24 protein-coding genes are annotated in these 24,005 nt (G+C 39.7%); 11 read left to right on the top strand and 13 right to left on the bottom strand.

The window, feature by feature from the left end; genetic code table 11:
* Window positions 1–172: 172 nt before the first annotated feature.
* The 6 genes from G6Q06_RS02585 to G6Q06_RS02565 form a co-directional block, all read right to left on the bottom strand.
* Window positions 173–1,312 carry a potassium channel family protein gene (locus G6Q06_RS02585; RefSeq protein WP_163532776.1) on the bottom strand — a complete coding sequence of 380 codons (1,140 nt, stop codon included), beginning with the start codon at window positions 1,310–1,312 and terminating at the stop codon, window positions 173–175.
* 8 nt (window positions 1,313–1,320) lie between these two features.
* Window positions 1,321–1,509 (bottom strand): 50S ribosomal protein L28, encoded by a 189-nt coding sequence (gene rpmB, locus G6Q06_RS02580; protein WP_006564954.1) that lies wholly within the window; start codon window positions 1,507–1,509, stop codon window positions 1,321–1,323.
* Between the two features lie 52 nt (window positions 1,510–1,561).
* Window positions 1,562–2,677, bottom strand: a complete 1,116-nt coding sequence (locus G6Q06_RS02575) for a cytochrome-c peroxidase (protein WP_163565609.1) — start codon at window positions 2,675–2,677, stop codon at window positions 1,562–1,564.
* Window positions 2,678–2,778: 101 nt separating this feature from the next.
* Entirely contained in the window at window positions 2,779–3,222 is a 444-nt protein-coding gene (locus tag G6Q06_RS02570; RefSeq protein ID WP_240329165.1) for a type I restriction endonuclease, read from the bottom strand.
* A 213-nt stretch (window positions 3,223–3,435) separates the two neighbouring features.
* A complete protein-coding gene (locus tag G6Q06_RS08720; RefSeq protein WP_275896941.1) occupies window positions 3,436–3,558 on the bottom strand; it encodes a hypothetical protein in 123 nt (40 codons plus the stop codon).
* A 69-nt stretch (window positions 3,559–3,627) separates the two neighbouring features.
* Window positions 3,628–4,173 carry a purine-nucleoside phosphorylase gene (locus G6Q06_RS02565; RefSeq protein WP_205426587.1) on the bottom strand — a complete coding sequence of 182 codons (546 nt, stop codon included), beginning with the start codon at window positions 4,171–4,173 and terminating at the stop codon, window positions 3,628–3,630.
* Between the two features lie 83 nt (window positions 4,174–4,256).
* On the opposite strand from G6Q06_RS02565, the gene rsmA reads away from it, so the two are divergent.
* The 7 genes from rsmA to G6Q06_RS02530 are packed head-to-tail and all read left to right on the top strand — an operon-like array spanning window position 4,257 to window position 12,024.
* The gene (gene rsmA / locus G6Q06_RS02560) at window positions 4,257–5,135 is read left to right on the top strand and encodes a 16S rRNA (adenine(1518)-N(6)/adenine(1519)-N(6))-dimethyltransferase RsmA (protein WP_163565607.1); all 879 of its coding nucleotides are present in this window, start codon (window positions 4,257–4,259) and stop codon (window positions 5,133–5,135) included.
* 8 nt (window positions 5,136–5,143) lie between these two features.
* Entirely contained in the window at window positions 5,144–7,099 is a 1,956-nt protein-coding gene (locus G6Q06_RS02555; RefSeq protein ID WP_240328599.1) for a ribonuclease J, read from the top strand.
* Complete coding sequence (gene msrB, locus G6Q06_RS02550; protein ID WP_205435786.1) at window positions 7,096–8,127, top strand: peptide-methionine (R)-S-oxide reductase MsrB; 1,032 nt, start codon at window positions 7,096–7,098, stop codon at window positions 8,125–8,127. Before G6Q06_RS02555 ends, msrB begins: the two co-directional genes overlap by 4 nt.
* Window positions 8,124–9,083, top strand: coding sequence for a KpsF/GutQ family sugar-phosphate isomerase (locus tag G6Q06_RS02545; RefSeq protein ID WP_163565606.1), 960 nt, complete (start codon window positions 8,124–8,126; stop codon window positions 9,081–9,083). The genes msrB and G6Q06_RS02545 overlap by 4 nt, the downstream gene beginning before the upstream one ends.
* A 19-nt stretch (window positions 9,084–9,102) precedes the next feature.
* Complete coding sequence (locus tag G6Q06_RS02540) at window positions 9,103–9,342, top strand: DUF2443 family protein (protein ID WP_034375922.1); 240 nt, start codon at window positions 9,103–9,105, stop codon at window positions 9,340–9,342.
* A gap of 11 nt (window positions 9,343–9,353) precedes the next feature.
* On the top strand, window positions 9,354–11,162 hold the full coding sequence (gene glmS / locus G6Q06_RS02535; protein WP_163565605.1) for a glutamine--fructose-6-phosphate transaminase (isomerizing): 1,809 nt from the start codon (window positions 9,354–9,356) through the stop codon (window positions 11,160–11,162).
* Window positions 11,155–12,024: a glycosyltransferase family 25 protein gene (locus tag G6Q06_RS02530; protein WP_163565604.1), complete on the top strand. Its 870-nt coding sequence runs from the start codon at window positions 11,155–11,157 to the stop codon at window positions 12,022–12,024. Before glmS ends, G6Q06_RS02530 begins: the two co-directional genes overlap by 8 nt.
* Window positions 12,025–12,553: 529 nt before the next feature.
* On the opposite strand, the gene G6Q06_RS02525 is transcribed toward G6Q06_RS02530, so the two are convergent.
* Window positions 12,554–13,543 carry an aldo/keto reductase gene (locus G6Q06_RS02525; RefSeq protein WP_163565603.1) on the bottom strand — a complete coding sequence of 330 codons (990 nt, stop codon included), beginning with the start codon at window positions 13,541–13,543 and terminating at the stop codon, window positions 12,554–12,556.
* Between the two features lie 70 nt (window positions 13,544–13,613).
* Window positions 13,614–14,183: a sugar O-acetyltransferase gene (locus tag G6Q06_RS02520; RefSeq protein WP_240329164.1), complete on the bottom strand. Its 570-nt coding sequence runs from the start codon at window positions 14,181–14,183 to the stop codon at window positions 13,614–13,616.
* A 184-nt stretch (window positions 14,184–14,367) separates the two neighbouring features.
* Between G6Q06_RS02520 and G6Q06_RS02515 the strand changes: the two genes are divergently transcribed.
* Genes G6Q06_RS02515 through prpD form a run of 4 tightly spaced genes read left to right on the top strand, consistent with a single transcriptional unit; the run spans window position 14,368 to window position 19,722 of the window.
* Complete coding sequence (locus tag G6Q06_RS02515) at window positions 14,368–16,275, top strand: propionyl-CoA synthetase (protein ID WP_163565602.1); 1,908 nt, start codon at window positions 14,368–14,370, stop codon at window positions 16,273–16,275.
* A complete protein-coding gene (gene prpB, locus G6Q06_RS02510; RefSeq protein ID WP_163565601.1) occupies window positions 16,275–17,150 on the top strand; it encodes a methylisocitrate lyase in 876 nt (291 codons plus the stop codon). The genes G6Q06_RS02515 and prpB overlap by 1 nt, the downstream gene beginning before the upstream one ends.
* Window positions 17,147–18,271, top strand: coding sequence for a citrate/2-methylcitrate synthase (locus G6Q06_RS02505; protein ID WP_163565600.1), 1,125 nt, complete (start codon window positions 17,147–17,149; stop codon window positions 18,269–18,271). The genes prpB and G6Q06_RS02505 overlap by 4 nt, the downstream gene beginning before the upstream one ends.
* Complete coding sequence (prpD, locus tag G6Q06_RS02500) at window positions 18,268–19,722, top strand: 2-methylcitrate dehydratase (RefSeq protein ID WP_205435782.1); 1,455 nt, start codon at window positions 18,268–18,270, stop codon at window positions 19,720–19,722. The genes G6Q06_RS02505 and prpD overlap by 4 nt, the downstream gene beginning before the upstream one ends.
* Here prpD and G6Q06_RS02495 read toward each other — a convergent pair.
* The 5 genes from G6Q06_RS02495 to G6Q06_RS08390 all read right to left on the bottom strand — a co-directional run bounded on the left by G6Q06_RS02495 (window position 19,705) and on the right by G6Q06_RS08390 (window position 23,909).
* Window positions 19,705–21,435, bottom strand: coding sequence for a hypothetical protein (locus G6Q06_RS02495; RefSeq protein WP_163565599.1), 1,731 nt, complete (start codon window positions 21,433–21,435; stop codon window positions 19,705–19,707). The two genes, prpD and G6Q06_RS02495, sit on opposite strands and share 18 nt — an antisense overlap.
* Window positions 21,436–21,628: 193 nt before the next feature.
* Window positions 21,629–22,204, bottom strand: a complete 576-nt coding sequence (locus tag G6Q06_RS02490; protein ID WP_163565598.1) for a sugar O-acetyltransferase — start codon at window positions 22,202–22,204, stop codon at window positions 21,629–21,631.
* A gap of 75 nt (window positions 22,205–22,279) precedes the next feature.
* Window positions 22,280–22,849 carry a sugar O-acetyltransferase gene (locus G6Q06_RS02485; protein ID WP_163532791.1) on the bottom strand — a complete coding sequence of 190 codons (570 nt, stop codon included), beginning with the start codon at window positions 22,847–22,849 and terminating at the stop codon, window positions 22,280–22,282.
* Between the two features lie 2 nt (window positions 22,850–22,851).
* Complete coding sequence (locus G6Q06_RS08395; protein ID WP_205426590.1) at window positions 22,852–23,244, bottom strand: alpha/beta hydrolase; 393 nt, start codon at window positions 23,242–23,244, stop codon at window positions 22,852–22,854.
* 125 nt (window positions 23,245–23,369) lie between these two features.
* A complete protein-coding gene (locus G6Q06_RS08390) occupies window positions 23,370–23,909 on the bottom strand; it encodes an alpha/beta hydrolase (RefSeq protein WP_205426591.1) in 540 nt (179 codons plus the stop codon).
* Between the last annotated feature and the right edge of the window lie 96 nt (window positions 23,910–24,005).

Below are 24,005 nucleotides of genomic sequence, written 5' to 3'. Positions count from 1 at the left end.
CCCCCCCCCCCACTCCTCCGCCGCCTCCTCCGCCGCCTCTCCCTTTTCACAAAAAGGCTATTAATAAATTAAAACGCATGGCTAGCTCTTTTTTACAAGGCTAGGGCTAAATAGCATGATCACTAGCGCCCTGTGGGGCTTTCCTTATGCTAGCTCTGATCTTTGTGCAAGATCATAGGGTAATGTAATCCATCTCCATAGGTCTTTGGTGTTGTAAAATAAAAGTTTTGGATTTTTCTACCCCTTCAGAAGTGCCAATCATTAAAAGTTTAGATTCACTAGCGATAATGACTTCGCCATCAGGCATTGGGATATAACGCCCATCTTTTTGGATAATCCCGATGATAAAAACCTTTGTGATCTCTCTAAAATGCGCTTCTTTGAGTTTGCGCTGTACTAACCAGCTTTCTTTAGGCACAATCACCTCTTCTAAATCTAAAAGCGTGTCTTTTTTATAAATGAACTTTTCTAAGATATTTTCCATATCAGGACGGATTGCCATTGCACTTACCCTTTGTGCCATTAACTTTGTTGGCGAGACCACGCTATCAGCCCCTAATTTTTTCAGCTTTTCTAAACCTTCATCGCTGTGTGCGCTAGCGATAATGTAATAAGGTTTGCGCTTTAATTCTTTTTCAAAGAGTCTCACACCCACAATCAAGGCAATATTAACAGGTAAGGTATCTGAAAAAGCCACAACCCCTTTAGCGCTACTTAGATGGGTTTTAAGCATGGCTAAATTGGTGTGTGGGTCGCCTACAATGTAGTATGGGTATTTATACTTAATGGCCTCTTCTTCAAAATTAGGTTTGTTATCCACCACCACAAAGGGAATTTGTGCACTCCTAAATTGCTTACTTAGTTCGATTGTGTATTCATTGTGATAGCAAATAACATAGTGGTTTTTTAATCGTGCAATTTTATAAATCATTCTTTTTTCCCTAATAAGTCGGGCTAATACGCCCTTATTGATTACATTAATAAGTACCGCTACACTAAAGGTTACCACCCCCGTTCCACAAAACATAATAATTGAGGTAAAAAAGACACTAACAGTGCCAAAATGGCTTTCATTAAGCGCCCCAAACCCTGTAGAGGTAAAAGTATAGGTGGTCTGGAAAAAGGCCTGAATGAGGCTGTAATCCTCTAGGGCTAAATAACCTAAAGTCCCCGCCAGTATAAAGCACTGGATGAGTACTAAAGGGAGGCGGAAAACCTCAAATTGTTCGTAAATCTCAGCGTTAAGATTGTAGTCGGCCTTAACTTTCTTCTTTTTAACAGAGGAGAGAAATGCCTTAAGCTTTTGTAGCACCCTCTACTCTAGCGACTCTTGCGCATAGTCCTTAAAGTAGAAGTTGCAACCTTAATTCTTTGCTTAGTGCCATCTTCTAGGGTAATGTGGATGGTGTGCAAATTAGGCAATAAGCGCCTTTTTGTCTTGTTATTAGCATGGCTTACACGGTTACCCACCATAGGACCTTTATGGCTTAAATCACATCTTCTTGCCATTTATTCTCCTTAATTTGAAAATAAACGGCGATTATACCCTTTTTGTCTTAAACTAGTGTGTAGGCGCTTTTTTAGACGCCATATCCCCTTCTGGAACACCTTTTGGTTTGGGTGTATTTGTACTCATAACCGGTAAATCAGGATAGATAATAATGGGTTTTTTACCGGTAAGTGATCCAAAAAAGGTAGCGATCTTTTCTGCTTCTACATCGCTAATTGTAACGCCAAGTTGGATCTTACCCATAGCTTTAATCGCATCTTTAATATCCCAGTATTGCCCATTGTGAAAATAGGGCATGGTTTCTAGGATATTGCGCAAAGTAGGGACTTTTACCATACCATTTTTATCGCCTTTAAAATCTCCAATATTGGCAAACTTATAAGGTGCGGCTACTTGGAAATGTTGCATTGTGCCCCCTAGATTAATCCCATTATGACAACCCACACAACCCTTATCTATAAAGATTTTCAAGCCCTCTTTTTCTTGATGGCTTAAGGCTTTGACATTGCCCCGTAAAAAGTCATCATAGCGGCTAGGGGTGTTTAAAGTCGCTTCAAACATGGCAATTGTGCGCGCAATCAAATTAAGATCAATTTTGACATGGTTGCCATAGGCGCGTCTAAAGGCCTTGACATAACCGGGTATAGAATTAATCTTGGCTTCTACAACTTTAGGATCAGCATTCATTTCTACCGGATTAGCAATAGGGCCTTTGGCTTGTTGGTCTAAATGAGCAACACGCCCATCCCAAAACTGCACGGAGTTAAAAACAGAATTATACACAGTAGGCGAGTTTAAAAAATGAGGGTTAGGTCTCCAGCCCTCACCTACGGCTCTGGAGACATTATCCACGCCTGCTAAACCTAAATTATGGCAAGTGTTACAAGAAACAAGATAGGAGGTGGAGATTCTAGGGTCTAAGTAAAGCTTTTTGCCTAGTTCAATTTGTCCCTTAGTCAAAACAGGCCCCTTATAGCTTGGATCTAATTCTCTTACCTTTTGTGTTAAATATTTATTAAGATCCTTACCCGTTGGCATAGGTACTAAATTAGCTTCTAGGGCTTTTTTAATCAAATCTAGATCATTATTCTTTTGGGCATGGGCATGCACTACACCGCTTAAAGCCAAAACAACACACACAGAACGCAGACCAAAAAAGTTTTTCATAACAATCCTTGAGTTTTTGATAAGAAGTATTCTAGTTTAAGCCGTGTTAATCTAGCATTAATGATCCGCGTTAAAAAGCTAGTAGAGGGTTTTAAGTCAATTTAGAGATTTGGGGGATTTATTTGGTGGTGGGTGTTTGTGATAAAAAGCGTCTTAGTCCCCTCTAGCTTAGTGCTCATATACACTAAATCATTATCTAGTGCAAAATGTGCTAAGGTAAAAATAGGCAAGCCGTTTAAAAAGATCACTAAGTCTAAAGAGTTGTTGTTTTGAGTGCTATAGCGCAACTGGCGCGTCACAGAAAAGAGATTGTTTTGGTAGTTTTTCCAAGTATCTGGGTTTTTTTGGTCGGGAGGTTTGTTATAGGCAAGTTTAAAAGACACGCCTAAAACCTCTATCCCCTCTTTTAAAACCTTAAGTAAACCCTGTTGTTCTATTTGGTTCTTTAAACGCGTTAAAAAAGTTTCTTGCAGATTCGTACTTTGGCGTTTTTGTAATTCCTCTATGTCTTTAGGCTGGGTGGTTTGTAAAAACCCCCATAGCAAGTTAGTATCTAAACAAAGCGCTTTATTATAGTCTTTAGGGTTGCGCTTTAATATATGCCAAAGTTAATTAAATGCAGCGTTTAGATGTATTTAGCAGTAACCTCTTTATCTTGGATACAAAACAGATATTTTTGGCCATCAGGCACTCCATGTGGGGTAGAACTTCTTTAAGATTTGCTTTGGCTGGGGCGGAATAATCCGCCACCACACAGCCTAGTCTTGGTTATTATTGCGGCTATTGTTGTTTTGGTTATTGCTGTTGTTGTTGCGGTTGCTATTTTGTTGGTTATTATTTTGGCTGTTGCAACAACCGCTGTTGTTTTGATTCATATTCATAGCATTCTCCTTCCATAGATTTAGAAATCCTTAGGATTTCCGGGCGCATAGTAGCATAAGTTGTCATGCCTAAAGTAAATGGGCTTGTACCCATTCTTGCAAATAGGTTTTAGCTTGGCTGTGGTTTTTTAAAAACTCTTGGTGCGCGTCTTGTTGCGTGTAGTTTGTGGTGCAAAAAATACCTAAACTAGGGATAGCATAAGCCCGCGCAACACTTAAAACGCTAAAAAATTCCATGTTTTCTAGGGCAATACCGGCAGCATGCATGTGTTTTGAAAAAATAGAATTCGTGTGGATATAATTGCTTGAATTAACCACCACACTAGGTAAATCCCATGTATCAAACTCCCATTCTTGGACTTCTAGGTAATTTTCTAGCGGGGTGTAGCTATCTTGGAGGGTAAAACTTTGCTCAATCTGAGTAGATCGCATGCTTTTATATAAACTAAGTAGAGGCATATTTAAATCATAAGATCCAGCTGTACCAATAAAAATTAACATATTAGGCTTTTCAAGCAAGCAAAGACGACTCAAATTTAAAGCACTCTCTACTAAACCAATCCCAATACTTTTTGCAAAATCAAAACTCTCATCTCTGCCGGCACACACAAACAAAACATCTCCTTTATACAAAATTCCATGCTAGCACTTTTAAGTTAGCCTGTGCTACAATGGGGCAGAAATTTTAGAGCAAAAGAATGGCAGTTTTAGGCCAGCATTTTTTACATGATGCCCATTATCTGGAGCAGATCTTACAATCCATCCCCTATGAGCATTTTAAGGATCGGATACAGCTAGTAGAAATAGGGGTTGGCTTGGGAGATCTGACGACCCGGCTATTAAATAAGTTAGAGTCGCCTAAAAGCTTGTTAGCCTACGAAGTGGATCCCGGTTTGGCCCAAAGGTTATACCATAAGCTAGGGCCTTTGTCTGAGCGTTTGGAGCTAGTTGTTGGGGATGTGATGCAATATAAGGGGATTAATGGAGCAGATAGGCAAGTGTGCATACAAACAGCAGATAGAGACATTAGGCTTAGCGTCTCTGAAACCGGTTTTTTATGCCAAAAGCCTTATTTTCTGGTCTCCAATTTACCCTATTACATTGCCACACCCATTATTACAAGAGCCCTTAGAGATGCCTTATGTATCGGTATGGCAGTTATGGTGCAATTAGAAATAGCGGATAAATTTTGTGCCCCTGTGCATAGTAGCGATTATGGGGCTTTAAGCGTGCTAGCAGATAGCCTATGTTGGCAACGCCATTTACTCTTTAAAGTTAACAAAGAGGCTTTTAATCCCCCGCCTAAGGTGCAATCAGCCTTCATGTCTTTACTTAAAAAACCCTTAGTAGAAAGAGAAACAAAAGAGTGGGATTTAAAGAGTTTGGAGCATTTGCTTAAAATCTGTTTTAAAGCTAGTCGCAAGACTTTATATAACAATTTAAAGGGGAGCTATCCACTAGAGCGTATCCAAGATTTCTACACAGCACATAATTTAGAATTTGCATTGCGTCCTCACCAGCTAGATCCAGCCCATTACGCTAGTCTACTTGCTTTTCTCCACAACCCAATACAATAGGAAATAACATGGATAATTTTAACGATTCAAACAATCCGCCTCAAGATACAGGCTCAGAAAACACTTCTCAACCCAAAAAAACAAACCCTCCAAAGCCTGCACGCTTTAATCGTATCAGACAAGGGAGAGGAGAGTTTCACAATAAAAATTTACAAGCACACCCAGAACAAGTTGGGGTAAAAAACATCACAAAAGCCAATGAGCGGGGTAATTTAGGCTTTCATAAAGAACTCAAACAGGGCGTAGAGACTAACCATAAAATCCACATTAACCACCTCAACCCGCATTATAAACTAGATTTAAGCGTTAAAGCACGGGTAAAAATCACCCCCTTAGGAGGGCTAGGCGAGATTGGCGGGAATATGATGGTAATTGAAACCCTCAATCAAGCCATTATCATAGATGTGGGCATGAGTTTTCCAAGTGAGGACATGCATGGAGTGGATATTTTAATCCCTGATTTTAGCTATCTACACAGCATTAAAGAGAAGATCGTAGGCGTGATTATCACCCACGCCCATGAAGATCATATTGGGGCTGTACCTTATTTGTTTAAAGAATTACAATTCCCTCTCTATGGTACACCGCTTAGTTTGGGCATGATTGGTAATAAATTTGATGAACATGGCCTTAAAAAGTTTAAGAACTATTTTAAAATTGTGCAAAAACGCCAACCCATCCAAATTGGCGAATTTACCATTGAATGGATTCACATCACCCACTCCATTATTGATGCAAGCGCATTGGCTATCCAAACCAAAGTGGGCACGATCATTCACACAGGCGATTTTAAGATTGATCACACCCCCGTTGATAATATCCCCACCGATCTTTACCGCCTAGCCTATTATGGTGAACAGGGGGTTATGTTGCTTTTAAGTGATAGTACTAATTCTTATAAAACAGGAATCACCCCCTCAGAAAGTAGCATTGGTCCGGTATTTGATAATCTTTTTAAAAACGCAACTGGAAGAGTGATCATGAGCACTTTTTCTTCTAATATCCACCGGGTTTATCAAGCAATTCAATATGCGATTAACTACGGGCGTAAGGTAGCCGTGATTGGGCGCTCTATGGAGAAAAATTTAGATATTGCCCGTGAATTAGGCTATATCCACCTGCCCTCTAAAGCCTTCATAGAAGCCCATGAAGTTGAAAAACACCCCGATCATGAAGTCTTTATTGTTACCACCGGCTCACAAGGTGAAACCATGAGCGCGCTTTATCGCATGGCTACTGATGAGCACCGCCACATTAGCATTAAACCTAGCGATCTTATTATTCTTTCGGCTAAAGCCATTCCGGGCAATGAGGCCAGTGTTTCTAGTATTTTGAATTTACTCATGAAAAAAGAAGCTCAGGTGGTTTATCAATCTTTTGATATCCATGTTAGCGGGCATGCCGCCCAAGAGGAGCAAAAACTCATGTTAAGACTTATTAAACCTAAATTTTTCTTGCCTATCCATGGGGAGTATAACCATGTAGCCCGCCATAAAGAAACGGCTATTGCCTGTGGCATTCCTGAGAAAAATATCTATCTTATGGAAGATGGCGATCAAGTGGAGGTTAACCCTAACTTTATGCGTAAAACTAAAAGTGTTAAAAGTGGAAAAAGTTATGTGGATAACACCAATAATATTAGCATTGAGGAAAGAATTGTACAAGATCGCCAAGAAATTGCCAGTGCAGGGCTTTTAAGCGCGGTGTTATTTATCTCTAAAGCAGGAGAACTTATGCCCACCTCTCAGATCACCACTTTAGGGATTGTCAATTTTAAAGAGGAACGCTCATTATTAGAGGAATTGCAAGGTTCTTTGAGTTTGCATATTAAAGCTTTGCGTTTTGATGTGATTTCTAATACTAAGCATTTAGAGGATAATGTACGCAATTTTCTAAGAAAAGCGCTTTTTAAGCACACTAAAAAATATCCGGCCATTGTCAGCCATGTGTTTTTAAACCCATGAGAGTTTGGATACTAGGGCTATTAATAGCGGGGATTTTACAAGGGAGTGCTCAGGAGAAAGGCATGGAACATACAATTTATTTAGCTGGAGGGTGTTTTTGGGGATTAGAGGCTTATATGGAGCGCATTTATGGAGTCAAAAAAGCCATAGTGGGTTATGCCAATGGTAAAAGCGATCAAACAAACTACCATGAATTACACAACACAGATCACGCAGAAACCGTGAAAGTAGAATTTGATCCACACCAAATTAGCCTAGATAAACTTTTGCTTTATTATTTTAAAGTCATTGATCCAACCAGTTTAAACCAACAGGGCAATGACCGTGGTCGCCAATACCGCACGGGTATTTACTATGTAGACTCTAAAGATGAACCCATTATTGCTAAAGCCCTCGCGCGCTTGCAGAGTCATTACAAACAAAAAGTACAGATTGAACTTGAGCCTTTAAAAAATTTTGTTGTCGCTGAGGAGTACCATCAAGATTATCTTAAGAAAAATCCGGGAGGGTATTGCCATATTGATTTAAAAAAGGCCGATGAGGTGATCATTGATGCTAAAGACTATCACAAACTTAGCGATGCAGAGCTCAGGGCAAAACTAACTGATTTACAATACCAAGTTACGCAGAAAGGACAAACTGAAGCTGCCTTTCATAATGCCTATTTTGATCAGAATAAGCCGGGCATTTATGTAGACATCACCACAGGTGAACCCCTCTTTTTATCCGCTGATAAATTTAACTCAGGCTGTGGGTGGCCTAGTTTTAGTAAACCCATTGATCAAAAGGTGGTGAACTATTTTAAAGATACTAGCCACAACATGATTCGCACAGAAGTCAAAAGCCGTGTAGGGCATGCACACTTAGGGCATGTTTTTGAAGATGGGCCTAAAGAATTGGGAGGATTGCGTTACTGTATTAATAGCGCCGCGCTTAAATTCATTCCTTTAGAGGACATGGAAAAAGAAGGTTATGGCGCTTTAATCCCTCTGCTAAAAAAAGCCATGCGTAAAGAGATAAGAAAATGAAATCTGATTTTGGCAAGTTAGCAAAGCAAATTTTAAATGCAGAGGCAGAGGCGCTTTTAAAAGTCAGTTTAGATCACACAACCCTAGAACCCATTATCACTCGCCTAGCGCATGCCCCTTTAGTAGTAATCATGGGGGTGGGAAAAAGCGCACATATTGGGCGTAAGATCGCGGCTACTTTGACAAGCACCGGCACTAAGGCAATTTTTCTACACCCCACCGAGAGTTTACATGGCGACATGGGTATTGTAGGGCCTAAAGATGTGATTTTAGCTATTAGCTATGGAGGCGAGAGCATGGAGCTTTTAGAGGCTTTGGGGTCTTTAAAACCTAAAACCCTGATTGCTATGACTAAAGATTGCAATAATTCTTTGAGTAAATTAGCCACTTATTTAATCCCTTTAAATATCACTCAAGAGGCTATCTCTTTTGGTGTTCCTAGCACTTCAACTACTCTAAGCCTAGCATTAGGTGATGTGCTAGCAGCATGCTTAATGGAGGTTAAAAATTTTAGTAGAGAGGATTTTGCTAAATTACACCCGGGAGGGCTACTAGGTAAAAAATTGCGTCTAAGAGTTAAAGATATTTTATTAACTAAAAACTTGCCCCTAATAGATCAAGAGGCTTGTTTACATGCTGCTTTAGTTGAGGCCAATGATAAATGCTTAGGCAATGCTTTATTAGTTGATAATCAACAAAGACTAATCGGGATTTTAAGCGATGGGGATATTAGACGCGCTTTGCTCCAATCTGAGTTTGATTCTACTGCCCCAGCTAAAAACTTTGCAACTCTTAATCCTAAAACAATTAGTAATTTAGACATGCTAGTTGTAGAGGCTTTAGAATTAATAGAGACTTATAAAATTTCGCTTTTAGTGGTTTGTGATGATCAAAAGAAAGTTTTAGGCGTTTTGCACTTGCATACTTTATTAGCCTTAGGGCTAGGGAATAACTAACAGCTTAAAAGAGAAGACGATGTTTGAAAGATTAGATTTAATCATTAAAGATATTGAAAATACCAAAGAAGAGATAGAGCTACTCTTAAAAATAGCGCATTTAAGTTTGAGTGATTTTATTTTGATGAAACGGGGGAGTATGGATATTCCAGAAACTTTAAATATGGCCTTTTATACGCAAATAGGAGAACGGGTAGAGGAACTAAAAGAACATATCAATGCTTTAAATAAATACAAGCGAGAGATGTTAGTTTTTTAGAAAGGATTTTTATGTGCGGGATTATGGGCTATATTGGAATAGCAGATAAAAAAACTCTCTTGCTTGAAGGGTTAAAAGAATTAGATTATCGGGGGTATGATAGCGCAGGGCTAGCAACAATTGGGGCTGCTGATTTTAAATTAGAAGTCTTTAAAACAAGTGGTAAGATCGCAGCTCTAGAAGCATTAACCCAAAATTTTAACGCATCCGGACTTGGAGTAGGCATTGCCCACACGCGTTGGGCTACACATGGCAAACCCACTACAGCCAACGCCCACCCCCATGTTTATCAAAATAGCGCCCTTGTGCACAATGGAATTATTGAAAATTATGCCGCGCTTAAAGCAGATTTAAAAACAAAAGGGCATGTTTTTAGTAGCCAAACAGATAGCGAAGTAATTGTCCATGTCTTTGAAGAAGAATTAGCAAATTTATCTAACTCTAATAGTATTTCTCAAGATTTAGCCTTGCAGGCTTTTAAAAACACCATTGCTAAATTAGAGGGGGCGTATGCGATTTTGCTTATCCATGCCAAATTACCCACCTGTATTTTCTATGCTAAAAACCGCTCGCCTTTGCTTCTTGCTAAGACTCAAGATAGTGTTTATTTTGCTAGTGCTGAAAGCGGGCTTATTGGTAGAGCTAAGCAAATGGTGCGTTTAGAAGAGGGGGCACTTGGGTGCATGGATTATCACACGCCTTTGCATTTTAAAACCACTCCCATTTCAAAAGATATACAAGAGAGCAATAAAGAAGGTTTTGCTACTTTTATGGAAAAAGAAATTTATGAGCAGGATAAAGTTTTAACTCTACTAGATAGATGGACACCCACCCATGCGCATTTAGAACTCCCCAAAGATTTTTTAGATCAGATTTCTACGGTAACAATTAGTGCTTGTGGATCAAGTTATCACGCCGCTTTAGTGGCAAAATATCTCATAGAAAGCCTAGCTCATGTTAAAGTGCAAGTAGAGCTAGCCAGTGAATACCGCTATGGGCATTTTGCAACCAGACAAGATGAGCTTTTTATCGCTATTTCTCAAAGTGGCGAGAGTGCAGATACTTTAGAGGCGTTAAAATTAGCCAAGAACTTAGGGCTAAAAACTTTAGGGGTTTGTAATACGCAAAACTCCACAATGGGCGCGCTAGCAGATACCACCCTTTTAACCCGCGCGGGATTAGAAAAAAGTGTGGCCTCTACTAAAGCTTTTTCTAGTCAAGTTTTACTTCTATGGCTTTTAGCACTTGTGCTAGCCAAACAAAATAAACTAGATACTAAAGTACAACACGATCAAATGCAGGCTTTAAAAACTAGCATGCAAGCCATTACTGATACACTCAAATTACATGAAAAAATTAAAGAAATTAGCAAACACATTTTAGATCAAAACCCACAGGGTTATTTTTTCATGGGGCGGGGTGTGTTTTATCCTTTGGCTTTAGAAGGAGCACTTAAGTTAAAAGAAATTGCCTATGTGTATGCGCAAGGTTATGCCAGTGCAGAGATGAAACATGGCCCCATTGCCCTAGCTGATTGCAATTTATTATGCACCGCCCTTTTACCCGCTCATTTGCTTTTTGCTAAAAATTGTAGTAGTGTTGAGGAATTACAAGCCCGTGATGCGCGTATTTTTGCCCTAAGCCCTGAAAATATTGCCAATGCCCATTTTCAGATCAATACCCCCCACTACCCCCACTACATGCCCGAATTTTTTAGCATGCTGGTTGTTTTGCAACTCTTTGCCCTTGAAATGGCACAATTAAAAGGCTTAAATGTAGATAAGCCCCGTAATTTAGCTAAAAGTGTAACTGTTGAGTAATTTATCCCCTGAATCTTTACCCATTCCTATTTGTATTATCCATCTTCTTAAAACCCCCCAAGAAAGAGACATCACTCCTTTACTTTGGCATTTAAACTACCTTTTAAAGCGTTTTGATCAAAGAGATATTTTTTCTATTGCCATTTTTAAGGCTATCCATGGACACCAAGATTTTTTACAACGAGGAATCACCTTTGAACACACCCACCCGGTTTTAAACGATTTTAGCCCCCATTTGCCTAGCTTTAAAGAGTGTTTGCAATTAGCCTCTTTAGCGCTTAAAACGCCTTTGGATTTTTTAAGTTTTAAACAACTGGGTCGTTTTGCAAGCCATTATTTGCTGTGGCAAGAATGTGTGCGGCTCAAACGCCCTATGATTATTTTAGAAGATGATGTATTGCCCACAAATGATTTTTTTGGAAAATGCCATTTGAGTTTAGAAGCCTTGCATGCTGATAAAGCCCAGATAATACGCCTCCTTATCCACTCTAAGGGGTATTGTGCAAAAACCTCTATCAACTACAACTTTGATCACCTTTTTAGCCCGCAAGGACTAGGAACACATGGCTATATGTTAAACCCTAATGGAGCGCATAAGCTTTTAAAAGCCTGCCCTCCTCTTTGGGCATTAAAAGTAGACACCTATATAGATTCTTATTACAACCACCACGCACTCACCTTTACCCTTAAGTCTGCTGTCTTGCTTATTAACCCATTAGATTCAGAAAGCCCCCCCACTAGTACGGATTATTTCAAGGGTAAATTAAAATGGTTGTTATACCTTCTGCGTACTTGTAACTGCATTCTTAAGATTAAGTTATTTGCCAAGCACTATCTATCCTTATTTTTAAGGCCTTCTTGAGTAGCAAAAATCTTAACTAATAAAACACGCAATACATGCGCGGCATCTCGGTTGGAATTAACGCCCCTTAAAAAATTACTTTTGTAGGTAGGCGCGTTTGGGAGGGGGTCAAGCTTAACGGGTGTGATTGTGCACCGCAAAAACTCCAGCAATCAAGTTAAGATTATTTTTATAGACGGCGATATTTAGCTGAGCCATAATTTCTGTTTTACCAACACCCAAACTAATGCGAGAAAATCCTCCGTATTAGCTTTTTTAATCGTATTTAACTCAATTAACCACTATTGAACCCCGGTTAAACCCGAGTTAAAGGCACATTAAAGACCTTCTATAAAGTCTCTAAATCCACTCACAAAGCCACACCTTGTAAAGATGTATCCGATCTGCAAGAAAACTAAAGCCCAAACTCTATAAAACCTCCGCCTAGAATAACCAAATCCCCTTAAGCCAACCAAACAAGCCCAAATGTTTTTAGCACTTGGGCGTTTTATTTAATCTAGGGCAACAACACAATAAAGCTTCGATCTTATCACTTACCCACCATGCTATTTAGTCTCTCTGGATAGCGCGATCCCTCTATTTTAATGCTAGCTAGCCCTTTATTAAACGCCTCTAATTCCTCATCACTCCAAGAAACTTGCAAAGCCCCTAAATTTTCTAAAAGGCGGGATTCTTTGGTGGTGCCAAAGAGAGGGACTACAATTTTTTGGGTGTGTAAAATCCATGAGAGGGCTAACTGGGCGGGGGTGATGCCTTTTTGGCTAGCGTGATCTTTGATAAATTCTACTAAAGGGTAATTCTTAGCCATATTTTCAGGATTAAATTTAGGCACGGTACTTCTAAAATCTGAGCTAGCAAAAGTGGCGTTTTTTTCAAATTTTGCGCCTAAAAACCCTTTGCCCAAAGGTGAAAAGGCCACAAAACCAATGTTATTTTTTTCTAAAAACCCTAAAATTTCCTTTTCAGGTTCGCGCCACCACAGCGAATATTCACTTTGTAAAGCGCTTAGGGGGCAAACAGCATGCGCTTTTTGAATGCTAGAGAGCCCAGCCTCACTCATCCCCCAAGCTTTGATCTTGCCCTCTTTAATGAAGGTTTGCATCAAATCAGCCACTTCCTCAATGGGTGTATTGGTATCCACGCGGTGCTGGTAGTATAAATCAAGACACTCCACTCCCAAGCGCTTTAAACTCCCCTCAAGGGCGCGTTTAGTGCGATTAAGACTAGAATCTAAAAACATAGTTGCATGTTTATTGTTAGGGTCTTTATAACTAATGCCAAATTTACTAGCAATCACAACTTTATCTCTAAAGGGTTTGATCGCCTCACCTAAAAGTTCCTCATTATCCGCCCCATAAGCCTCTGCTGTATCAAAAAAATTAATGCCATGTTCAAAGGCTTGGTGGATAAGTTTAATCATTTCTTGTTTGTTATGAGTTTCACCATAACCAAAGGTCATGCCCATAATGCCTAAAGCCAAAGCGCTTACTTTTAAAGAACCTAGTTGTTTTTGTTGCATTTTAATCCTTTATAAAAAATAAAAAGCCCGCCATTCTAAGTTAATTTGAGATATTTGTCAACACACCCGCTTAAAATTCTAAGGGTTTAATAATTTTAGCCGGATTACCTCCCACGATTACATTAGGCGGGACATCTTCAGTTACCACCGATCCCACTTCTACAATGGAATTTTCTCCGATAGTAACACCCAAGCACACAACTGTATTAGTACCAATCCAGACGCGTTCTTTAATCACAATCTTTTTAGAATAGAGCATGTACCGCTTATAAGGGTTAGAACCAAATCTAGTGGTGATTAAACGCACACTAGGGGCAATCCAAACTCCGTTTGCTATACTGATCCCTCCCCTATCCATAAAAATACAACACGGACCAATAAAACAACTTTTCCCAAAGCTAATATTGCGCCCAAAATCTGTATAAAAGGGGAGCATAATCCAATTACTCGCATCAAAGGGTTTACCTGTTATCTCGCTCATCAACTCTTCTATTTGCTTATCGCTTAAAAATTCCGTGTTAAGCCTGTGGACAAGTCTTTGGGTGTTCTTGAGCACCTTAAGAATTTTGGGAAATTCAGGATCGGCCATATCTGTCGGCTCACCGGCTAACTCTCTAGCAAAAATATCTGAATCAGACACCTTTATTTTCCTTTCTTATAAAAAAATAAAAAGCCTGCCATTCTAAGTTAATTTGAGATATTTGTCAACACTACCGCTATTCTAAGGGTCTAATCATTTTAGCCGGATTAGCGCCTATAATAGCGTTAAAAGTATCCAGATAGTGTATTCTACAATATAGCTAATTTCATAAAAAAGGACGCATATGAGTGGAGTTTATGATCAAATATATCAAGAGTCTATCAAAAATCCAGAGGCCTTTTGGGCTGAGGCTGCAAAAAATGTACATTGGTATAATGAATGGGACAGGGTGCTTGATGCTAGCGATGGGCATTATAAGTGGTTTGTTGGTGGATGCATGAACACTTGTTACAATGCCCTTGATTTGCATGTGCATAATGGCAGGGGTGATCAGCTAGCCTTGATTTATGATTCTCCAGTAACCGATACTAAGAAAAAATACACCTACCTCCAACTAAGAGACCGCGTTGCTAAGGTAGCTGGTATCTTGGCAAACAAGGGTGTGATAAAGGGGGATAGAGTGCTTATTTACATGCCAATGATACCCGAAGCACTCATTGCAATGCTAGCTTGTGCGAGGCTTGGGGCTGTTCATAGCGTGGTTTTTGGTGGTTTTGCAGCACATGAACTAGCTGTTAGAATAGATGATGCTAAGCCTAGAGTAGTCATAAGTGCTAGCTGTGGTATAGAAGTTAGCAGTATCATAGAATACAAACCTGTTTTAGATGAGGCCATTAAAAAATGCTCTGCTAAGCCAACCACTTGTTTAATTTACCAGCGCCCACAATCAAGAGCTAACATGCTTCCTTGGCGTGATATAGATTGGGAGGTTGAGGAAGAAAAAACAAGGGGTGTAGAACCTGTACCTGTTTTAGCCACAGATCCGCTTTATATCCTTTATACCTCAGGTACTACAGGTCAGCCAAAAGGTGTTATCCGGTCAAATGGTGGGCATTCAGTAGCGATGAAATGGTCTATGGATAATATTTATAATGTAAAGGCTGGAGATGTGTTTTTTACAGCCTCTGATGTGGGCTGGGTTGTTGGGCATTCTTATATCGTTTATGCGCCGCTCATGAGTGCTTGCACAACTATTATTTATGAAGGAAAACCCGTAAGAACCCCCAATCCTTCATCTTTTTGGCGTATCATAGAGGAATATAAAGTAAATGTGCTTTTCTCAGCCCCAACAGCCTTTAGAGCTATTAAAAGAGAAGATCCAGAAGGTAAATGGATAAAGAAGTTTAAGTTAGATAGCCTAAGAGCTATTTTTGTAGCAGGTGAGAGATGTGATAGCTCTACGCTTGAGTGGATAGCAAGGCTAACTAATAAGCCGGTTATTGATCATTGGTGGCAAACAGAAACAGGCTGGGCTATAGCGGCAAATCCTCTTGGGCTTGAGTTGATTAAAATTAAGCCCGGAAGCCCTACAAAGCCAATGCCCGGCTTTAATCTAAAAGTACTTGATGAAAATGGCCAAGAGTTACAAGCCGGTCAAAAAGGCATTTTATGCCTTAAGCTACCTTTGCCTCCTGCTTGCTTAATGGGGATTTGGGAAAATGATGAGGCTTATCACAGAGGCTATTTAGATAGATTCCCGGGATATTATTTAACAGGAGATACCGGCTATATAGATGAGGATGGGTATGTGTATGTGCTAGGTAGAATGGATGGAATTATCAATGTAGCTGGGCATAGATTATCAACAGGGGAGATGGAAGAAATCATTGCAAAACATCCAGATGTTGCAGAATGTGCTGTTATAGGTGTCAATGATGTATTAAAGGGTGAATTGCCAATGGGCTTTATTGTGCTAAAAGAGGGCATAGAAAGAGATCATGTAGGGGTGGTTGAGGGGGTTTGTGCCCTTGTGCGCCAAGAAATAGGCGCTGTGGCTTCTTTTGAGATAGCTACTATAGTGAGTGCTTTACCCAAAACAAGAAGTGGTAAGATACTGCGCAAAAACCTAAGAGAGATAGCAGATGGCCTTACCCTTAATATCCCAGCAACAATAGAAGATGCAAGTGTTTTAAGACTTTGTGAAAAAGCTATCAACGCTCTGGGTTATCCAAAAGAGAAAAAGGCAAAATAATGAGTGCAGGAAAGAAATTTAAAAACTTGGTGAAAGAAAATAAACCCCTAGCAATAGTAGGGGTTATTAATGCTTATAGCGCGCTGCAAGCTAGCAGAATAGGCCATAAGGCTCTTTATTTATCCGGTAGCGGCGTGGCAAGCGCTAGTTATGGCTTGGCTGATCTTGGCATTATAGGCCTTGAGGAGGTTTGCATAGATGTTAGGCGCATTAGCTCAAGGGTGGATACACCTTTACTAGTGGATGCAGATACGGGTTTTGGGGGAGCTTTTAATATCGCTAGAACTGTTAAAGAGTTAAGTAGAGCCGGGGTTGCGGCTATGCATATAGAAGATCAGGTATCTCAAAAAAGGTGTGGACACCGCCCTAATAAAGAGCTTGTTAGCATACAAGAGATGTGTGATCGCATTAAAGCAGCTATAGATGCTAAGTTAGATCCTGATTTTGTGATCATGGCAAGAACAGATGCTTACAGCATAGAAGGGCTTGATCGCGCTATTGATAGATCTCTAGCCTATGTTGAAGCTGGGGCTGAGATGCTATTTGCTGAGGCTGTTAGCAAGTTAGAAGATTATGAGGCTTTTAGCAAGAGTGTTAAAGTGCCTGTTTTGGCTAACATCACTGAGTTTGGAAAAACACCTTATTTTAGCCAAGAGGAGCTCAAAAAGGCAGGTATTGCTATGGTGCTTTATCCGCTTAGTGCTAACCGTGCCATGAACAAAGCAGCTTTTGAGGTGTATACAAGCATATTAAAACATGGCCATCAAAGAGAAGTGTTAAAACTTATGGAAACAAGAGAGGAGCTTTATGAAATGCTAGATTATTATGCTTATGAGCAAAAATTAGATGCTTTATTTAAAAAGGGCAAGAAATGAGTGAGAAAAAACAAGGCGGTTTAGCCGGTGTGATAGCTGGAGAGAGTGCAATCTGTACATGCGGGCTTGGCAATGGTCTTAATTACTATGGCTATGCCATTGAAGATCTAGCTAGGTATGCTACATTTGAAGAGGTGGCTTATTTATTACAATTTGGTGTGTTGCCAACAGAAGAACAGCTGCAAGCATTTAAACAAAAAATCATCGCTCAAAGAGCTTTAAGTGAGCCACTAAAGGCCATTTTAAGGGCTATGCCTAAAAACGCACATCCGATGAATGTGATGCAAACCGCAGTTGCAGCCCTAGGTGCTTTAGAAAGTGAAAAAGAGGATTTTAAAGATCAAGATGAAAAGATCATTAGGCTTTTGGCCATTTTGCCAAGTGTGCTTTGTTATTATCACCACTACACACACTCTAAAAAAGAGATAGATTTTCATTCAAAGCAAGATAGCATCGCTGGGTATTTTTTAGAAAAATTAAAGCTTAAAGAACCCAAGCAAGATTTTATTAAAACCATGCAGTGCTCTTTGATATTGTATGCAGAGCATGAATTTAACGCCTCTACTTTTACAGCTAGGGTTTGTGCCTCTACTAAGAGTGATATTTTTAGTGCTGTTTGTGCTGCTATAGGGTCTTTAAGAGGGCCTTTGCACGGCGGAGCAAATGAGGCAACTATGTATTTGATTTCTAGTTTTAAAAGTGTAGATGAGGCTATTGAAGGTGTTTTAGAAAAATTAGCCAACAAAGAGCTTTTAATGGGTTTTGGGCATCGTATTTATGGTCTTGGTGGGGATCCGCGTAGTGCTTTAATTAAAGAACATAGCAGGTATTTAGGGGGCGATAGCCTGCTTTTTAAAATCAGTGAGGCCATAGAAAATTTAATGAAGCAAAAGCGCCCAACCCTCCCACCTAATGCAGATTTTTATAGCGCTTCTGCTTACCATTTTATGGGCATACCCACGCCTTATTTCACACCCATTTTTATCATGAGTAGGGTTAGTGGCTGGTGTGCTCACATTAAGGAACAAAGAGCCAATAACAAACTTATACGGCCAAGTAGCAAATACATAGGCGTAGAGCCAAGAGCCTTTATTAAAATACAAGATAGGAAAAACAAGTGAGTGATATGGGTATTTTAGATGCAAAGCGTCCAGAATTTGATGAGCTAATAGTTAAGATAGCAAAATATGTAGATACATATGAGATAACAAGCGAACTTGCCATGCAAACAGCTAGGTATTGTTTGATGGATACTTTAGGCTGTGGGCTTTTAGCCTTAAAATATCCTGCTTGCACTAAGCTTTTAGGGCCTAGTGTTGAGGGGGCTGAGTTTAGACCACTGGGGGCTAAAATTCCGGGCACTTCTTACCAACTAGAGCCAATAAGGGCTGCCTTTAATATAGGTACTATGATAAGATGGCTTGATTTTAATGATACATGGTTAGCAGCTGAATGGGGGCATCCTAGCGATAATCTAGGCGCTATTTTTGCTTTAGCTGATTATTTAAGCCGTAAAAATCTAGCAAATAACAAAGAGCCCTTAAAAGTTTCTTGTGTCTTAAAAGCCATGATAAAGGCCCATGAGATTCAAGGTATTTTAGCCCTTGATAATTGTTTTAATAAGGTTGGTTTAGATCATGTTTTATTAGTCAGGGTAGCAAGTAGTGCTGTAGCTGCTAAGCTTTTACAATGTAATTTTGATGAAATTTTAAGCGCTATTTCGCATGCCTTCATAGATGGAGGCGCTCTAAGAACTTATCGCCATGCTCCAAATACAGGTAGTAGAAAAAGCTGGGCAGCTGGTGATGCTTCTAGCCGCGGTGTGGATTTAGCCCTAAAGGCTAAGAGCGGTGAAATGGGCTATCCTTCTGTGCTTAGCGCTAAGTTTTGGGGTTATGAGGCTGTAAAAATGAGGGGTAAAAAACTCAGCTTACAGCAAGATTTTAAAAGCTATGTTATGGAAAATGTGCTTTTTAAGATTTCTTTTCCAGCTGAGTTTCATGCCCAAACAGCGGTTGAGGCCGCTTTAATCTTGCATGATGAGATCAAACACCGCTTAGATGAAATTGAAAAAATCATTATTTCAACCCAAGAATCAGCCCACCGCATCATTAATAAAACAGGTCCTTTATCTAATCCAGCAGACAGAGATCACTGCATACAATACATGGTTGCTATAGCTTTGATCTTTGGGCGTTTGGTGGCTGATGATTATGAGGACGCGGTGGCTAAAGATGCGCGCATTGATGCACTCAGAGCTAAGATGATTATAGAAGTAGAGGAAAGATATAACAAAGACTATTTAGATAGGGATAAAAGAAGTATTGCCAATGCCCTACAAGTCTTTTTTAAAGATGGCACGCATAGCAAAAAGATAGAGGTAGAATACCCAATAGGCCATAAAAGAAGAAGAGATGAGGGCATACCCTTATTAGTTTCAAAGTTTAAAGCCAATCTAGCCACCCGCTTAGACCCAAAAAAATGTAAGATTATCTTAAATCTCTTTGAGGACAAAGAAGCCTTAGAAGAGATGTATTTTAATGAATTTAGCGACTTATTCTGGCTTGGATAAAGCATTAATAGGCCAGCACAAATAACGCTTTTTTGTGTGGCCTTTTTGCCTTTTTGTCTTGAAAATGGGATAAGTGGGATAGGCAGGATAAGTGGAATACTTGCTAATGTGCGGAGCGCTATAGCGTTTGTGGCGCATAATATACCAGTGGCCTGAAGCGCGGTGCATAAATAATTTTTCATAGGTTATAAAAAACCCGATGTCTTTGGCATTATTATCAAGTTCAAGATGATTAAAGCCAGATTGCCAATTAATCTCATGGGGGACTACAGGAATATCAACTCCCCACTTGATAATATTTGTATTAAACTGCAAACGCAAACCCAAATCTACGCTTGTATTATAAGAGGCGCGCCAACTCTCTACTGGGCCGGTTAAAACCCAGTTAGTACTGCCCCCTTGCACACCTGCAAACATGCCATAAAACACGGGGGTAGAGTTGCTTTTAGGTGTATTGAAATCAAAAATTAGATTAGCCCCTAAATCTATGGAGACATTTTGCAACGCTTTAAAAACACTCAAGTTTTTAAGTAGCGGGCTATTCACATAGCCATAACCTAGATCTGAATAAATAGAGTAGCCAAAATGCTTACTAAAAAAATGCTGCCAACCTAGCAAAATACCGGCGTTATAACGCATATTCTCAAAAAATCTTTGGGTAGAGTAAATGCTTTGAATCATTGACTCTAAACTAGGGTGTATATTTTGTAAACTCATAATTTGCGGGCTAAAATTTTGGTAGTTAAACTTAGGTGGGTTACCAAATACTTGTATTGCGCTAGGGATAAATCCCGTACCTGTTACTGCAATATCGCTAAAAGCGTTTTTGTATACCGCCAATAAGTAGACTTCGTATTGGGGGCACTGGCTTTGAATCTCTTTAGCCATTTGTGCAAACCAGTTTACCACCGCGATGAGCTGATCAAAATTTGTATTAGGTAAATTAGAATCAATTGCATTTAGCAAGCCATTAAGAAAATTTTCAGCTTGTGATTGTCCTCCTTGTAATGCTTGGGTTAACACGCTAGCTACAGCACGCGCATCATTGATACCCTCATTGCTATATTGATTATATTGACTGCTTAGACTTTGATCCAGACTAGTAATTGTCTTTAAATCATTGATAATACTTTGTACACTTGTTGCAACGCTATTTGTACTAGAAGCGCTATTAATGTTTGGGGCTAGAGAATTTTTAGCGCTGTTGTAGCTGTTAACATTTGTGTTGTAGTTAAACTGATTGTCATAGCTCTTTATCTCTGAGATAAGCTGTTTATCTAAATTCTTGATTTGGCTTAGTAGTTGGCTATAAGTAGAAAGGACTTCTTGATTTTGTTTGCTTTTAGGATAGAGATCTAAGACACTAGTAAGACGCGCAATAGCGTTACTAATTTCTTGTTCTAACGCATCTAGATCACTAGAATAACTTATGTGTTGGGATTTATCCTTAGTTGCATTGATGCGATTTTGCAAGTTTTGTAGTTGGCTAAGCGCTTTTTTAATATCCTCATTTAGCCCTCTAGTCAAGTTTGTAACAGAAGAAGAATAGCCACTTGGTTCTCCATTAATCAGTCCACAATTTGGGCATGCTAAAAAGCTAGTAGATTGGAGATTTTGGCTTTGTACCCCAAATTCAGCGCCAATAAAAAACCCGTTGCGAATATCTGCCCCGCTTAATTCACCCCCCCCCCCCCCCCGATTAGAAGCAAGCAAAAAACCAGAATCATCTTAAACATGAGAAAGTCCTATATTACCCGTTACAATAACAAAACTATAAAATAAAAAAACCGCTAATAGGCTAATGCGCTTGGTAAAGCCCCTAATTTAGCTATAAGGAGTCAAGGCTTTATTAGATTATTTAGGCTTGGCTGATAAGTTAAATCATCTCTTGTTTGTCTGCTTAATACTAAGATTCAAACTCTAAGGGTCTAATAACTTTAGCTGGAACACCGCCCACAATCACATTAGGCGGGACATCTTTAGTTACCACAGAACCCGCTGCTATAATAGAATTTTCACCAATCGTAACACCCGGGCACACGACTGCATTAATCCCAATCCAGACGCGTTCTTTAATTACAATCCCCTTAGAAAAAGTAACCCGGCGTTTATAGGGATTAAAGTCATGGTTAGTGGTGGTTAAACACACCTTAGGGGCGATAAATGCCCCATCACCAATGCTAATTCCTCCGCGATCCATAAAAGTACAACAATTGTTGACAAAGCAATTTTTTCCAAAGGTGATATTGCGCCCAAAATCTGTATAAAACGGGGGCAAAATCCAATTACTTTCATCAAAGGGTTTACCTGTTAACTCGCTCATCAACTCGCCTATTTGCTCTTTACTCAAAAATTCCGTGTTAAGTTTGTGGGTGAGTCTTTGGGCGTTCATGATCACTTCAAAAATTTTACCAAACTCAGGATCGTCCATACTTATGTATTCACCGGCTAAATCTCTAGCAAAAATATCTAAATCAGACATCTTTATCTACCTTTACTAATAAAAAATAAAAAGCCCGCCATTCTAAGTTAATTTGAGATATTTGTCAACACACACTTAAAATTCTAAGGGTCTGATAATTTTAGCCGGATTGCCCCCCACAATCACATTAGGCGGGACATCTTTAGTTACCACAGAACCCGCTGCTATAATAGAATTTTCTCCAATAGTAACACCCGGGCACACGACTGCATTAATCCCAATCCAGACGCGCTCTTTAATTACAATCCCCTTAGAAAAAGTAACTTGGCGTTTATAGGGATTAAAGTCATGGTTAGTGGTGGTTAAACACACTCTAGGGGCAATCCAAACCCCGTTCCCAATACTAATGCCTCCCCTATCCATAAAGGTACAATTCTGATTGATAAAGCAGTTTTTCCCAAAATTAATATTGCGCCCAAAATCTGTATAAAAGGGGGGCAAAATCCAATTACTCTCATCAAAGGGTTTACCTGTTAACTCACTCATCAACTCGCCTACTTGCTCGCTGTTTAAAAGTTCCGTGTTGAGTCTGTGGATAAGCCTTTGGGCGTTCATGATCACTTTAAGAATCTTGGGGAATTCAGGATCGGCCATATCTATCGGCTCACCGGTTAAGTCTCTAACAAAAATATCTAAATCAGACATTTTTATTTTCCTTTCTCTAAATTGTGTTTGAAAAACGACGCTATTTTATCAAAAGGAATTTTATCCGCCCTGTCGTATAAATCCACATGCCCGGCTCCCTTCACATAATAAAGCTCTTTGGGCTCTTTTGCCTTTTTGTAGGCAGACTCGCTAAATTCTTTAGAATGGGCATGATCGCCTGTGATAAAAAGTAGCGGACGAGGAGAAATCCAATCCAAATTTTCAAAGGGATAAAAGTTTAAGAATTTAACAATCCCTGTTAAAGTGGGCATGGTTGTTTTGTCTCTGGGTGCACCCTTTGGTGTGTACTCACCTCTTTGTGTGCGGTAAAAATCATAGAATTCTTTTTCTATTGGATTGGAATTTTTGGTAATTTTTAAGGGAGTACCTAGCACATATTCTTTAACTTTGCCGCTTAAAAATTCCTCTGTGCGCTCTTTGCTAGCCTTCTTTAAAAGAGCCTGCCTTTGCTCTTTTGTAGTGGAGTGCCTAATTCCATAGCGCGCTGCCTCTCCTGTGTTTACATGCTCACAGTGGCTACAGCTTTAATGCGCAAATCAATCTTAGCAGCAGCCAGTGCAAACCCCCCACTAGCACAGATCCCCAAAACCCCAATTTCTTCTGGATTAACAAAGGACCTAGTCTGTAAATAATCCACCGCTGCGCTAAAGTCTTCAACAAACATGTCAGGTAGCACGCCATTGCGCGGAAGCCCCGCACTCTCTCCCCAAAAGCTTAAATCAAAGGCTAAAGCCACAAAACCCTTTTCTGCCATTTTTGTGGCATAAAGGCTTGCAGATTGCTCTTTAACAGCGCCCATAGGATGCCCGACCACAAGAGCGGGGTATTTTTTGCCCTTTTGCATGTTTTTTGGAGTAAAGAGTTTTCCGACCACCTCTAATCCATATTGGTTTTTAAAGCGCACTTCTTGGACTTTAACCCGCGCACTCACATAAAAATTATTGCCCTTAATTAGACTTGGCTCTGTACCCGTTGTTTTAAAATCCTGGGCATACAGAGTGAGGCACAACATAGCAAAAAAGACTAAAAATAGACGCATAACTAATCCTTTCTATATTCTTAAGGCGCGCGCATTATAGGCCTAACATGAGTGCTTGTCAAGAAAGGGGGTTTGAATAAAATTACCATAAAAGAT

Origin of the sequence: Helicobacter suis (assembly GCF_902196135.1) — a bacterium.
Classification (GTDB): Bacteria; Campylobacterota; Campylobacteria; order Campylobacterales; family Helicobacteraceae; genus Helicobacter; species Helicobacter suis_A.
The sequence above is the reverse complement of the archived record's forward strand: the minus strand, read 5'-3'. Positions and strand labels throughout refer to the sequence as shown.